Source organism: Turicibacter sp. (assembly GCF_017941855.1).
Classification (GTDB): domain Bacteria; phylum Bacillota_I; class Bacilli_A; order MOL361; family Turicibacteraceae; genus Turicibacter; species Turicibacter sanguinis.
The window spans coordinates 20,395-33,329 of record NZ_JAGAVR010000009.1 but is presented as its reverse complement, the minus strand read 5'-3'; the positions used below and the strand labels follow the sequence as shown (position 1 = coordinate 33,329).

Annotated in this window: 14 protein-coding genes and 1 pseudogene; 5 read left to right on the top strand and 10 right to left on the bottom strand. The window is 33.3% G+C overall.

Features of this window, described 5'->3' with window-relative positions; genetic code table 11:
- A pseudogene (locus J6D32_RS01720) lies at positions 1–117 on the top strand (M42 family metallopeptidase); the annotation flags it as partial.
- Positions 118–162: 45 nt separating this feature from the next.
- On the opposite strand, the gene dusB reads toward J6D32_RS01720, so the two are convergent.
- The 3 genes from dusB to J6D32_RS01705 form a co-directional block, all read right to left on the bottom strand.
- Positions 163–1,173, bottom strand: a complete 1,011-nt coding sequence (dusB, locus tag J6D32_RS01715) for a tRNA dihydrouridine synthase DusB (RefSeq protein ID WP_006783694.1) — start codon at positions 1,171–1,173, stop codon at positions 163–165.
- 489 nt (positions 1,174–1,662) lie between these two features.
- Positions 1,663–2,625, bottom strand: coding sequence for a calcium/sodium antiporter (locus tag J6D32_RS01710; protein WP_006783693.1), 963 nt, complete (start codon positions 2,623–2,625; stop codon positions 1,663–1,665).
- Between the two features lie 40 nt (positions 2,626–2,665).
- Positions 2,666–3,235: a manganese efflux pump MntP gene (locus tag J6D32_RS01705; protein ID WP_006783692.1), complete on the bottom strand. Its 570-nt coding sequence runs from the start codon at positions 3,233–3,235 to the stop codon at positions 2,666–2,668.
- A gap of 404 nt (positions 3,236–3,639) precedes the next feature.
- Here J6D32_RS01705 and J6D32_RS01700 point away from each other — a divergent pair, with 404 nt between their 5' ends.
- From J6D32_RS01700 to J6D32_RS01685, 4 genes are all read left to right on the top strand, one after another.
- On the top strand, positions 3,640–3,867 hold the full coding sequence (locus tag J6D32_RS01700) for a DUF1659 domain-containing protein (protein WP_006783691.1): 228 nt from the start codon (positions 3,640–3,642) through the stop codon (positions 3,865–3,867).
- 38 nt (positions 3,868–3,905) lie between these two features.
- Positions 3,906–4,148, top strand: a complete 243-nt coding sequence (locus J6D32_RS01695) for a DUF2922 domain-containing protein (RefSeq protein ID WP_009606884.1) — start codon at positions 3,906–3,908, stop codon at positions 4,146–4,148.
- 660 nt (positions 4,149–4,808) lie between these two features.
- On the top strand, positions 4,809–6,017 hold the full coding sequence (locus J6D32_RS01690) for a phosphodiester glycosidase family protein (RefSeq protein WP_006783689.1): 1,209 nt from the start codon (positions 4,809–4,811) through the stop codon (positions 6,015–6,017).
- A gap of 214 nt (positions 6,018–6,231) precedes the next feature.
- Positions 6,232–6,387, top strand: coding sequence for a hypothetical protein (locus J6D32_RS01685; protein ID WP_006783688.1), 156 nt, complete (start codon positions 6,232–6,234; stop codon positions 6,385–6,387).
- Positions 6,388–6,410: 23 nt separating this feature from the next.
- Here J6D32_RS01685 and folK read toward each other — a convergent pair whose 3' ends face one another.
- The 7 genes from folK to J6D32_RS01650 all read right to left on the bottom strand — a co-directional run bounded on the left by folK (position 6,411) and on the right by J6D32_RS01650 (position 12,915).
- The gene (folK, locus tag J6D32_RS01680) at positions 6,411–6,890 is read right to left on the bottom strand and encodes a 2-amino-4-hydroxy-6-hydroxymethyldihydropteridine diphosphokinase (protein ID WP_006783687.1); all 480 of its coding nucleotides are present in this window, start codon (positions 6,888–6,890) and stop codon (positions 6,411–6,413) included.
- A 17-nt stretch (positions 6,891–6,907) separates the two neighbouring features.
- Positions 6,908–7,270, bottom strand: coding sequence for a dihydroneopterin aldolase (gene folB, locus J6D32_RS01675; RefSeq protein WP_155223757.1), 363 nt, complete (start codon positions 7,268–7,270; stop codon positions 6,908–6,910).
- Between the two features lie 18 nt (positions 7,271–7,288).
- Positions 7,289–8,122 (bottom strand): dihydropteroate synthase, encoded by an 834-nt coding sequence (gene folP, locus J6D32_RS01670; RefSeq protein WP_155062054.1) that lies wholly within the window; start codon positions 8,120–8,122, stop codon positions 7,289–7,291.
- 97 nt (positions 8,123–8,219) lie between these two features.
- The gene (rbr, locus tag J6D32_RS01665; protein ID WP_039930882.1) at positions 8,220–8,810 is read right to left on the bottom strand and encodes a rubrerythrin; all 591 of its coding nucleotides are present in this window, start codon (positions 8,808–8,810) and stop codon (positions 8,220–8,222) included.
- Positions 8,811–9,018: 208 nt separating this feature from the next.
- A complete protein-coding gene (locus J6D32_RS01660; RefSeq protein WP_009606892.1) occupies positions 9,019–9,957 on the bottom strand; it encodes a hypothetical protein in 939 nt (312 codons plus the stop codon).
- A 132-nt stretch (positions 9,958–10,089) separates the two neighbouring features.
- A complete protein-coding gene (gene galU, locus J6D32_RS01655) occupies positions 10,090–11,052 on the bottom strand; it encodes a UTP--glucose-1-phosphate uridylyltransferase GalU (RefSeq protein ID WP_006783682.1) in 963 nt (320 codons plus the stop codon).
- A gap of 1,008 nt (positions 11,053–12,060) precedes the next feature.
- On the bottom strand, positions 12,061–12,915 hold the full coding sequence (locus tag J6D32_RS01650; RefSeq protein WP_006783681.1) for a hypothetical protein: 855 nt from the start codon (positions 12,913–12,915) through the stop codon (positions 12,061–12,063).
- Positions 12,916–12,935 lie beyond the last annotated feature (20 nt).

The window sequence follows — 12,935 nt, the reverse complement described above, 5'->3', positions numbered from 1 at the left end:
GCTGCATTAATCGGACCAGGAGTTCATGCTTCCCATGGTGTAGAACGTACTCATATCGATGGATGTGTTAATGTTATGAAATTATTATCTGCTTATCTTACTGAAATTAAATTTTAATTAAAAAGGTGACTCCTAAACTATTAGGGTCACCTTTTTTCTATCCTATTCTTCAACAACTAAACGAGCTGATTTATCTCCATTTAAGTAAGCTTCGTAACGATTTACAATGTCCATCATTTCTTCACGAGTTTTAACAGTTGTAATCATACGTTTAACATGAGTTGCCCCTTCTAATCCTTTGATATACCATGCCATATGTGAACGCATTTCAAGCAATGCTACTTTTTCACATTTTAAGTCAATTAAACGATCCATATGATCAACCGCTAAACGTAATTTTTCATGAGCTGATGGTTCTTCAATTAATTCATCTGTTGCTAAATAATGAACGATTTTTTTCATTAACCATGGGTTTCCAAGTGCGGCACGTCCAATCATAATACCGTCTACACCACTCTCTTCAAGAACACGCTTCGCCATTTCTGGTGAATTAATATCTCCATTTCCGATAACAGGAATCGTCTTAATAGCATCCTTAACATCTTTAATAATTCCCCAGTCAGCTTTTCCTTCATACATTTGAGAACGTGTACGCCCATGAACAGCAATTGCACTTGCTCCGGCTTGCTCAATTTTTAGTGCATTTTCAATCGCATAAATATGTTCTTTATCCCATCCAGTACGCATTTTAACTGTAACTGGCTTTTTAACAACATCCACAACATTTGCCACAATATCATAAATCTTATCGGGTTCAAGTAATAAACGTGCTCCCGCTTCATTTTTAGTAACTTTAGGAACAGGACATCCCATATTAATATCAATAATATCGCAATCACAATTTGCATCTACGTATTTTGCCGCTTCAACAAATGTTTCCTTATCTGATCCGAAAATTTGCATTGATAATGGACGCTCAGCTGGATCAACATAAAGCATATCTAATGTTTTCTTATTTTGATAAACAACCGCTTTATCACTTACCATTTCAGCGTAAATTAATCCCGTTCCCATCTCTTTGATAATCGTACGGAAGGCTGCATTACAAACACCTGCCATTGGTGCTAAAACAACTGGATTATCAATCTCAATTTCTCTAATTTTAAAACTCATATCTTCACCACTTTCCTAAAAGTTTTATATATATAAAATTTCTTATAATCAATCTTCGACAAATCATCATTATACCTTATCCACAACTTTTGTGCAACCAAGATAAAACCGTGTTGCCATGATAAAAAAGTTATCTACTATGCGGTAGTAGATAACTCAATATCCTACATAAAATTAGCAAAAGCAGAAGCGGCAATTATCATAATTAATCCAGCTACTGTACTAGATAACCTACTCATTGTATATTCGATTTATCCAAAATAACTTCTACATTGAAACCAATACAATCAAAGAAAACGTCTATTATTTTTTAACTCATTTATTGGCGCTATCAAATAGTTTAGCTAGTCAATATATTTCCCAAGAAAATAAGATTCTCTTTACATCAAACTTGGGTTTATAGAATTTACTACAGTTAAATCAAACATTTTCTAAAATGGACTTATTATCTTTTACTATTTTACAAAGAAAAAAAGGCTTACGCCTTTTTTAACCTTTCCAAATAACAAAGATCATGTATGCAACATATAAGCAAACAAGGAATGCTCCCTCTTTTTTATTAATACTACGTTTTGATGCTGCAAATCCGTATGTAATAAATGAAGCAGCCATCATAATAAACATATCTAAGAAGACAGCACTGTTAATTGTAATCTCATGGATAAATGATGAAATACCTAATACAAAGAAGATATTAAAGATATTAGATCCAATAACATTTCCTAACGCAATATCACTTTCACCTTTACGTGCAGCTACAATTGAAGTAACTAACTCAGGTAATGAGGTTCCAACCGCAACGATTGTTAAACCAACTAAACTTTGACTCATTCCCCAAGCTAAAGCGATGTTTGAGGCACTATCTACAACTAAATCTCCACCAATTACAATTCCAACAATCCCAATAATTGATAAAAGAATACTTTTTGGCAATGGATAAGATTTAATTTCTTCCTCATCTTCTTGGTCTTTTCCTTCTTTACGTGCTGTTAAAGCTAATTCAATTAAATAATACATGAAAATTCCAAGTAATACTAATAACATAATTCCATCAGCACGTGTTAAAACGTTATCTGTATAATTATGATATTTTGAATCTAACCCTAGAACAATTAAAACAAATGCTCCGAGTAAAGCAAATGGAAACTCTTTTGCAATAATTGACTTCTTAACATTTAGAGGTGAAATAAAGGCTGCGACCCCAACTACCACTAATAAGTTAAAAATATTTGATCCAACAACGTTACCTACTGTAATATCATTAGCACCAGCAAATGCTCCTGTAATACTAACAGCTGCTTCTGGAGCACTTGTTCCAAATGCTACGATGGTTAACCCTATAATTAAACTAGGAATTTTTAAAGTTTTGGCAATAGATGATGCTCCATCAACAAATAAATCTGCTCCCTTGATTAAAAAGATGAATCCAATGACTAATAAAATATAACTCATAAAAAATTCGCACCCTTCTATTAAATTTTCGATTTATTAATTAAGCTAAAACCGTGTGTTCTAAGAAAATACTAACTCCAATCAGAATTAAAATGATTCCCCCAACGATTTCTGCATAATTCTTTAGATATTCTCCTACTTTGTTCCCTATAATAACACCGGCAAAACTAATAACAAATGTAATAACACCAATTAAAGTAATAGATGTCAAAATGTTAACATTTAAAAAGGCAAATGTAACTCCTACTGCTAAAGCATCAATACTTGTTGCAATAGCAAGAACGAGTAAAGAACGAGCATTTAACGGATCAACCTCAACACTATCCTCTTCATCCTCTCCTTTAAATGATTCATATAACATTTTTCCACCAATTAACGTTAATAAAATTAAAGCAATCCAGTGATCAAATGCTGTAATATATTTTTCAAAACTTAACCCAAATAACCATCCAAGTAGCGGCATTAAAGCCTGAAATCCACCGAAGAATAAAGCAACTTTAGCAGCTTGTGGAACAGTTGCCTTTCTTAAGCTAATCCCTTTAGCAATTGAGACTGTAAAAGCATCCATTGCTAAACCAATTGCGACAAAAACTAATGCAATAATACTCATTTTAAACCTCCTATTTTATTGACTCAAATCATAACTCAAAGGTCGGCATAAAAAAAACGAGACCAATGCATAACAAAAAAGTGTTATGCATGAGTCTCGTCATTTAAGATTAAGCCAGAACTAAGTTCGCGTTTTGTTGACTTAACCACACTAAACGTGCCAACTACTCCCTCATCATAAAGTGAGTTATTTAGTTACAACAAGACTATTATATGTTATTTTTACACATAAAATCAACAATATTTGGATACAATTTATATTTATTATTAATTTATGTAAAAAACGATAAAATATGTATTTTTTTTAATAATTACCACACTAAATTTTCTCCTAATCTATATACATGTTGTGAAAAGGTGCTAAGGCCTACACCAATTCAAACTAAAATCTAGGGGGAATAACTTATGAAGGAAAACTTAATTAACCGTAAATTAATGATTTATTTTACAGCAGGTGTCGATGATGATGGGAAAATTATTAACAAAACTAAAACGTTTAATGCGATTCGTCTAGATAGCGAGGAATCAGATCTTGCCATCTTTGCTGATAAATACAGGGTGCTTTCTAATCACATGTATAAAAAAACAGTAGCAGCTGACTACTTTGAAATCTCATTAGCAGATACACTTTAATCTTTATCCACAAAACAAAAATTTAGGGGGAATTTTAGATGATTACAAAATCACTTATTTTAACATGTAAATTTAAAGATAGTTTAGGAAAAGCAAGATCAATTAATATTGATACGCCAAACGAAAATATTACAACAGACCAAATCAATGCTTTTATGCGAGCCGCAATTGAGACGAATGTCTTATTAGTTGATGATAATCAGCCTGAAGTGACATTGGCAACCATTGAAGGTGCTGAAATTGTCAACAAAACAGTTGAAAAGCTTGATTTAGCAGAGTAGACAAAAAGCTCTTATCCTTGCGGTAAGAGCTTTTTTATTTCAAAATAAGAGTTAGTTCTTTCAAAAATTACTATCAATTAGGCCATTTATCTATTTTAATCATTTAGCTACTCTCGGTTTTACAATTTTTTAGATAAACAATCAAGTATTTATAAAACAAGATGGCTATGAGATTTTAAGATACAATAAAAATCCATCATCTTTACCATAATCCGAAGTAAAAAAAGATAAACTAACATCCTTTGTATATATTTCAACAAAAGTTATAAGTTTTTCCAAATTACCGACGTAAGCTTCTATTTTTCCCTTTTACTGTTATTTCACTCCCTAATCATAAGGGACCTAAATCAATGGTTATAATCTTTGCCTCTATTCCTGAAGGTTTGTCTGACTACCCTGTCACTGCATAATTACCTCTAAAATGTTTTTCCAAAACCTCAATTTTATCAAGAAGTTCAAGTCTTAAGAGCTATTCGTGATACGCATTGTATAGTTCAAAATCTATAAAAATCCAATCATCATACACTATTTACTCCAATACTTCTAAAGCTAACATTTTACGCATTCTCTCCCTAATTTATACAATTATTACAACAGAAAGTATGGAAATTTTAAACAGTTCCATTGTATAATTAAGCGATTAATTAGGGGGTGGACATTTTGAGACAGCAAAAAGAAACGCAGAAAATTATTTGGTTAACTCTAACGATTTTTAACCTCTTTCTACTCTTAGTTGGAAGTTTTGCCTACTACTACGATAAAGCCAATACGACAATTAAAGAACTAACCTTAAAAGTAGAACAACAAAACATAACCATTGAACAACAACAATCAGCACAAAGTTCACTAATTGCTTCTAATCAAGAGATGCAAAAACAACTTGAAGAAGTATTACAAGCATCTGTTATCATTGAAGAAGAAAGCAACCAACAAGAATCACAACTTTCTCAGCTTTCTCAACAAAACCAACAACTAACTGATAACATCAAAAACTTGACCAGTCAAATAGATGAGTTAACAAAGCTAAATGAACAATACGTATCTGAGCGATCATTAAGCGTTAAAGAATTAGAAACAAAATACCGAACACTCGTATCAGATGCCGAAACAAAAGTAACCCAACTTGATACTGAAATTGTTCAAAAGCAAACAGAATTACAACAATATTATGATCAAATCAATTCATATTTCTATATTGACGACGACCTAAAAATAAAATTAGTCGAAGAAAAATCAAATAATCAACATTACTGGGTGGCCGAAGTTATTGCCTCGAAAAATAAACAACTACAGTCCGAATTCGCTAATAATACTTATGGTGGAACTCGAGAAACATTATCTAGTATGGCTAATCGCGTAGGAGCAACACTTGCTATCAATGCATCAGGATTTTATACCGATACCAATAAACCAATGGGATCTATCGTTCGGGACGGCCAACTTCTTCAAACCGATCCAAACTTCACCTGGGAAGTCCTCTCTACCACTTGGTCGGGAGACTTAAACTTCTTCCAAGTAGATGATCAAGCCTCTGCTTATGCGGCTGATATCAACGATTCCTTTGCCTTTGGCCCAATATTAGTTCGAAATGGTGTAGCAACAGAAATCAAAGACACTTCTCGTCATCCACGAACAGCCATCGGCCAACTTGATGAAAATCGATACATCATCGTTGTAGCTGAAGGACGTCTACAAGATGCCGAAGGGCTAACCTTAACCGAACTACAAAACATTTTCCTAAGTCTTGGCTGCCAAACTGCGTATAATCTAGATGGTGGGGGATCAACAACTTTGTACTTTAAAGGAAAAGTGATCAATACACCATCAGATGGTGCAGAACGCGCCATTGCCGATATGATTTACTTCTAAAAAGGAGCTAAGCTCCTTTTTATTTTTGAAAATAAAATTTATGTCTTTCATATGTCATCGTCTGTGACAATTCCGTCACTTTAAAAATATCATCCAACCACGTATAATATATTTATAAAGAGATTGACGTTTAAAACTAGATTAAACTAGAGAAAAGGCTGAAATCACCAGTTAAAAATATAAACTACAAAAAGAAGCTAAAGGAGAGTTTATGATGTTAATACTTGATAACATTTTAAATGAGATTGACGAGGAATGGGATGTTCCCGTTGAAATAAACCATCATTATGATATGGCAATTTTTAATGAAAGTATGTCATCAGATATTAACAATCACGGACACCTTTTATCGGTCTTCTTTGCAGATTAATATAAAAAAGTCATCACCTATAACTAGGCGATGACTTTTTTTAATGCCTTCTGATCAAATTTTTGAATAATTGTTTCAACTGTGATGCCATCTATCTTTAAATCTTTTGCAATCTCACAAAGCGGAATCATTACAAAGTCACGTTCTGTCATAAATGGATGCGGAATCGTTAAACGTTCAGTATTTATCGTCTCATCTTCAAATAATAAAATATCTACATCAATAACACGTGGTCCCCATTTAATTAAACGTACACGGCCAAGCTCTTGTTCAATGAATTGACAACAATCTAATAATTCAACAGGAGACAAACTTGTTTCAATTAAAACAACCAAATTCATAAATAAATCCTGCTCCGTATATCCCCACGGACTCGTCTCATATAAAGAAGATAACTTTACGATGTGAATACCTTTATACCCATCCAATAACTTAATCGCATCATATAAATACTTTTTCTTATCTCCTATATTTGACCCTAAACTTAAATAAGCTAGTTTCATCCGATAACCCCTCCAACTTAACGTTTAATCGTCACTTCAACGGCAGCCGTTCCATTAAACCCAGTAATCGGAGGCTGCATTTTGCGGACTTCAACCTTCACCTTATCAATCACAGCATAAGTGTTTAATAACTCTGTCCCAATACGAAAGGCCAATGTCTCAAGTAAATCTACATGATCGCCATACATAATATCTGCCACCACATCGTAAGCATCTGCATAATTAATCGTTAAACTTAAATCATCAGTTGCTCCCGCTTCTAATACACAATCCGTATACATAAACACATCAACCTTAAACTTTTGGTCAAATTCATATTCATGTGGACATGCTCCATGCTTCGTAATAAACTCCATATCATTTAACATAATTTTCGCCATCTCAGTTTCCTCCTATAATTAAACTAAAGCTTTCATAACCTTTGCTGCTCTCGCATTTTCTAACACATCATGCACACGAATAATATGAACCTTTTGACTCACAGCAAAACAAGTCGCTGCCACCGTACCTTCTAAACGATTTGCTACATCCAGTCCACCAAGCAAATGTCCAATCGTTCCTTTCTTACTCACACCTAAAAGAAGTGGATAACCTAAAGAATGAAGCTCACCAACACGACGCATCAACTCAACATTACCCTCTACTGTTTTGGCAAAGCCAATCCCTGGGTCAAGAATAATCTTATCCTCACTAACCCCTGCTGCTTTAACCAACTCTACACAGTCTTTTAACTCCGTCATTACGTCTTGTACGATATCATCATACACGGTTAATTCACCTGTAATCGCCGTAATACAATCTGTTTCACTCATATTAGGCATACGATTATGCATCAGGACAACATAAGCACCTGAAGTGGCCATCACATCTGGCATATCGGGATCAAACTTGCCACCACCAATATCATTAATAATCTTAGCACCTGCTAAAACAGCCTGTCTTGCCACTTCTGCTTTATAAGTATCAATTGAAATCGGAACATCAATTTCTTCAACCAATCGTTTAATAACAGGAATAACACGAGCAATCTCATCTTCTACTTTTACAACAGTTGAACCAGGTCGTGTGGATTCCCCACCAATATCAATAATATCAGCGCCATCAGCAACCATTTGGCGTGCCTTTTTGACAATCTCATCAATATGTTGATAACTTCCACCATCCGAAAAACTATCCGGGGTCACATTCAAAATTCCCATAATAAGCGGTCTATTTTGAGCAAACACTCTCATCACCTCAATCAATAAAGCCTCTAAATTATACCTATTAGTATAATTCATCTCAAAATTTCTGTAAACATAAGAAAAAAAGTATCGGAAAATCCGATACTTAATTATTAGCCGCTTCTGCTTTAAAGTAACCTTTAGCATGTTTACAAACTGGACAAATTGCTGGAGCTGCGACACCATAATGAATATGACCACAAACCTCACAGTGCCAGGCAACAGGAGTTGGTTTTGTAAATAAAGTATCATTCTGCATATCTTTTGCAATTGCTGCAAATCGTTGACTATGAGTTTCCTCAATCTTAGCAATCATATTAAAAGTTGCTGCAATTTGATTAAATCCTTCTTTTTTAGCCACTTCTGCAAATGCAGGATAAATTTCCTGATGCTCATGAGTTTCAGCTGTAACAGAAGCTAATATATTTTGAAGGGTATTTTCTTGGTATATATCTACTGGATAAGCTGCATCAATTTCAATCTCTTCTCCATTAAACTCTTCAGAAAGATATTGAAAGAAAATCTTTGCATGCATTTGCTCTTGATTAGCTGTTAAAGTAAATGTTTTTTCGATTAATGGATAACCTTGTTTTTTTGCAATTGAGGCATAAAACGTATATCGATTTCTTGCCTGTGATTCACCTGCGAATGCACGCATTAAATTTTTATGTGTTTCAGATCCTTTTAAAGATGCCATCCCAACAACCTCCATATGTACGATTTCACCTTTATTTTGGAACATATTCATCCGATTATTCAAAATTACTCATCTATGTTTAAAATACTTTCACCTAGATGCCACAATGCACGAAGATTATACAAATATATGTAAACACAATAAACTCATCTATCACATCATCAGAAAAAAACTCCTCTTTGTCGATTAAGGAGGAGTCATGATACACTTAAATACAAATTCTTAATATAAAATTATATAACGTAACTTGATCTTCTATCAGTGAGGTAACTTCATTCGTCGCCTTAATAAACTCACCTCGTTTTTGTTCTACTTTATCCCTAAGTTCTTTCATATCCTTCGTTCTTAAATATGTTTTAAACGGCAAAGATAATTGCTCTAACTGTGGATATTGCTTATAATAAAAAGCTACTAAATCGATCATCGCAACATTCGCACGGTCATATTTCATTAACTGACGATTCAATAACTTCGTAAAATAAAAACATAACTCTGTCACAAGGGGAACGCTCTGACCTTCTTGCTGTAATTTTTTATTATATTCATTCGCATGTTTAAGTTGTGATAGCGTCGTTTTTAAATTACTTGATTTCGCAAAATGGGTATTAATTCCTTGTGCCATCAACCAATTATAAATACTAAACAAATTCGCTAAATCTAAATGACCCAGTTTTGCAAGAGTCACAGCAATACGATTTCTTAAATGACAACTAGCTTTTGGATCATCTTCTTCACCATACAAATAAACATACACTTTTAACCTTAATTCAAGAGGCAAGTAATCCACAGGACTTGTGGGATAAACTCTAAAATTACCTTTATATAACCACACGACTCTTCTAGATAAGAAAGACTCTAATTCCTCATCCACCTTCCCATGTTTATTTATAATATTCGCAAATGTTTTTTCGAAATAATCATATAAATCATTAATTTTTTTTTGCATTAGAGTGCTATACCAACTTGGAAATGTTTGACTTGTTTTATAATACTGATACAAATATAAATATTTAATTGTTGACAGATAAGCTTTACTATCAATACCCCGATTTAATTTCTTGGATTCTTCTAACAACCCCTCATTTTGTTGTTCACCGTAAAGTGAAACAAGTTGTTCGGACTTATAAATCGCCTTATTAATATTCATAATTTCACCCCACCTATTTAACTACGTAATACCCTATTGCCTTAATACATTATATGCAGGGAAAAGATTTATTTGTTAACACCCTTTAAAAAACTTAAAATGATAAATAAAAAAAGAAGGGGGTATCCCTTCTTATTCAGTCACTTCTTCAGCGGTTTCTTCTACCTCTTCTTTTACTACTACATCTTTTGTTGCAACTTTTGATTTTAAAGTAGGCGCAATTTCATTTAATAAATAATCACGAACTTGATCCCCTAAATCTTTACGATTTAAAGCAAAGTCAATTGTTGCCTTGATAAATCCAAATTTATCTCCAACATCATAACGTTTACCTTCAAAATCATAAGCATATACGGCTTGACGATCCATTAAACGATCAATTGCATCTGTTAATTGAATTTCTCCACCTGCACCTGGCTCTTGAGTTTCTAACATTTCAAAAATTTCAGGTGTTAAAACATAACGTCCCATTACAGCTAAGTTAGATGGTGCATCTTTTTGAGCTGGTTTTTCAACCATTCCACTTAATTTAACCATACGTCCATCTGCAACATGAGAAGATGATGGACGAACAATTCCATACTTAGATACATCTTCCCTTGGAACTTGTTGAACACCCATGATTGAGCATCCAATTTTATTATAAGCTTCTACTAATTGATGCGTTGCTGGATTCTCATCATTAACAACCACATCATCTCCAAGTAAAACAACAAAAGGCTCATCTTTAATAAATGTCTTAGCACAAAGAATCGCATGTCCAAGTCCTTTTGCTTCTTTTTGGCGCACATAATGAATTTGAGCCAAGTTAGAAATTCCTTGAACCATTTCAAGCATCTCTGTTTTACCTTTCTTAGCTAACGTATCCTCAAGTTCATATGACTTATCAAAATGGTCCTCAATTGGACGCTTCATTGAACTTGTCACAATTAAAATCTCTTCAATTCCTGAAGCAACAGCTTCTTCAATAATATACTGAATCGTTGGTTTATCTACGATAGGTAGCATCTCTTTTGGTTGTGCCTTTGTAGCAGGTAAGAATCGTGTTCCAAATCCAGCTGCTGGGATAACTGCCTTTCTTACTGGTTTACGCATCGTTTCATCTCCATTCACTTAACACTCTATATTAGATGTTTAATCAGTGTCATTATATCACAACTAACTGACTAAGTAGAAGTAGTAATGGCTAAATTATGTAACCGATTAACTATGCTATCTTTATTCCGAAATACAATCAACTATTTCTCCTAATAAATTTAAAATTAATATCTGATTTATATCACAAATTATTCCATTCTTCATAAATTAAATTAGGTAGTGAAACTACCGATTATGTTAAATGAGGTGAATGTAATATGTGTGGAAATCAAGGAAATTCATGCTGTTTCATTTTAGTGTTATTTATTTTATTAGCTATTATTTCTTGCTGCTGCTGGCGTTAGTGAATAATGCTATGAAACCTGAATAATATAGATGTGGGAAAGGGACTATCTCATTTGAGATAGTCCCTTTTTGTTTTACTAAAGCTGAGAATAATGTTATTTGACACGTCTACGATTAACTCGTCCATAAGCAATTTTCCATATAATAGTGCGTTGAAAATACTTCATTGGTCTTATTCGAGATTGTCTCATCTAATACCAGTCCGTTACTTACATCTGTTTATCAATTAGCGCTACCTAATTAATACCCCTAAAGGTCACCTCTTTTCAGAGCGTGCGCAGACTATATCTTCATCCTAAAAACTATAGGAGCACCATTTTTCGAATTACCAATCACTTGTAATTCTACTCCCACGCAATGGGATAGTCGTTGAACGTTTTCCATATCACTGAGACTTAGGAAATTCGCTGCTAAACATCCATTTTTCATAAACACTTAGGATTTAACCATATGTTCATCTCAATGTTTTTTTCTGCTTTCGCTACGTTCACGCTTATCTTTTCAGATGACGTTTTCGTACATTGAGCTTTAGGATTTCAAAGCAATTAACGGTGAGTATCTGCTAATCACTTAACAGACAGGGCTAGTATACCCCTTTTTAGCACAATCGTTTTTACGTGCTTATTAAAATCTATTCAACTTTACTAATTAATATACTAATTAAAGTAACTCAGCCAAAGCACTAGCTTCTTCACTAGTCACATCGATGGCACTAATCATCTCGTAATATATTTTAACTTCTTCCATCTTCCCATCATTGACTGCTATATTCGCTAACTCATAATATTCATTCACTGTTTCTGCTATAATATTCTCTCTTAATTGTGATAGCTCCTCTACTTGTGCATCAGTAGTTGCATATTTGACAGCTTCTTCTAAACTATTTAAGAATAATGAATAAAATAATTTATGATTAAAATATGTTGATGCCTCTGTTTTCGCTCTATCTACATAATATTCAAATAGAACATTTTGATAATAATCGATTTTCTCTTGCGTTTCTTCAACGTTTACACCATATGATAATGCAAGTTCTAATTTCCCCATAATCATTAAGTATAAATGCTTATCATATAAATCATCAACTTCTTCGTAAATAGATTCTACTAACCTTTGAGCTACTACTTTTAATTCATCCTGCGCTTTTTCATATCGTTCTTCATCACTTGGAATAACATTTTGATAATAGTAATACGCACTATCATAGTTTTTATTTTGATTTGCTCTTTCACCTTTTAAGTAGTTAGATTTTGAAGTAATTAATTGCTTCACTTCATCGATATTCTCTTCAATTACTTTTTGTTTAACTGCCTGATAAGCTTTTTCATAACTTACTAGGGCTCCTTCTAAGTCATCATTTAAAAGTGAAACTTTAGCACTTTGAATATTTTTATACATTTCGATATAGCCCGGAGCCTCTTTTACAATAAAGAACATAAAAATAATTAGGAATAATCCGATTCCTAATCCAACTTTTTTTCGATTTGTAATAATCCAATTTTTGAAATTACTCATTCCTAATACCCCTAACCTGA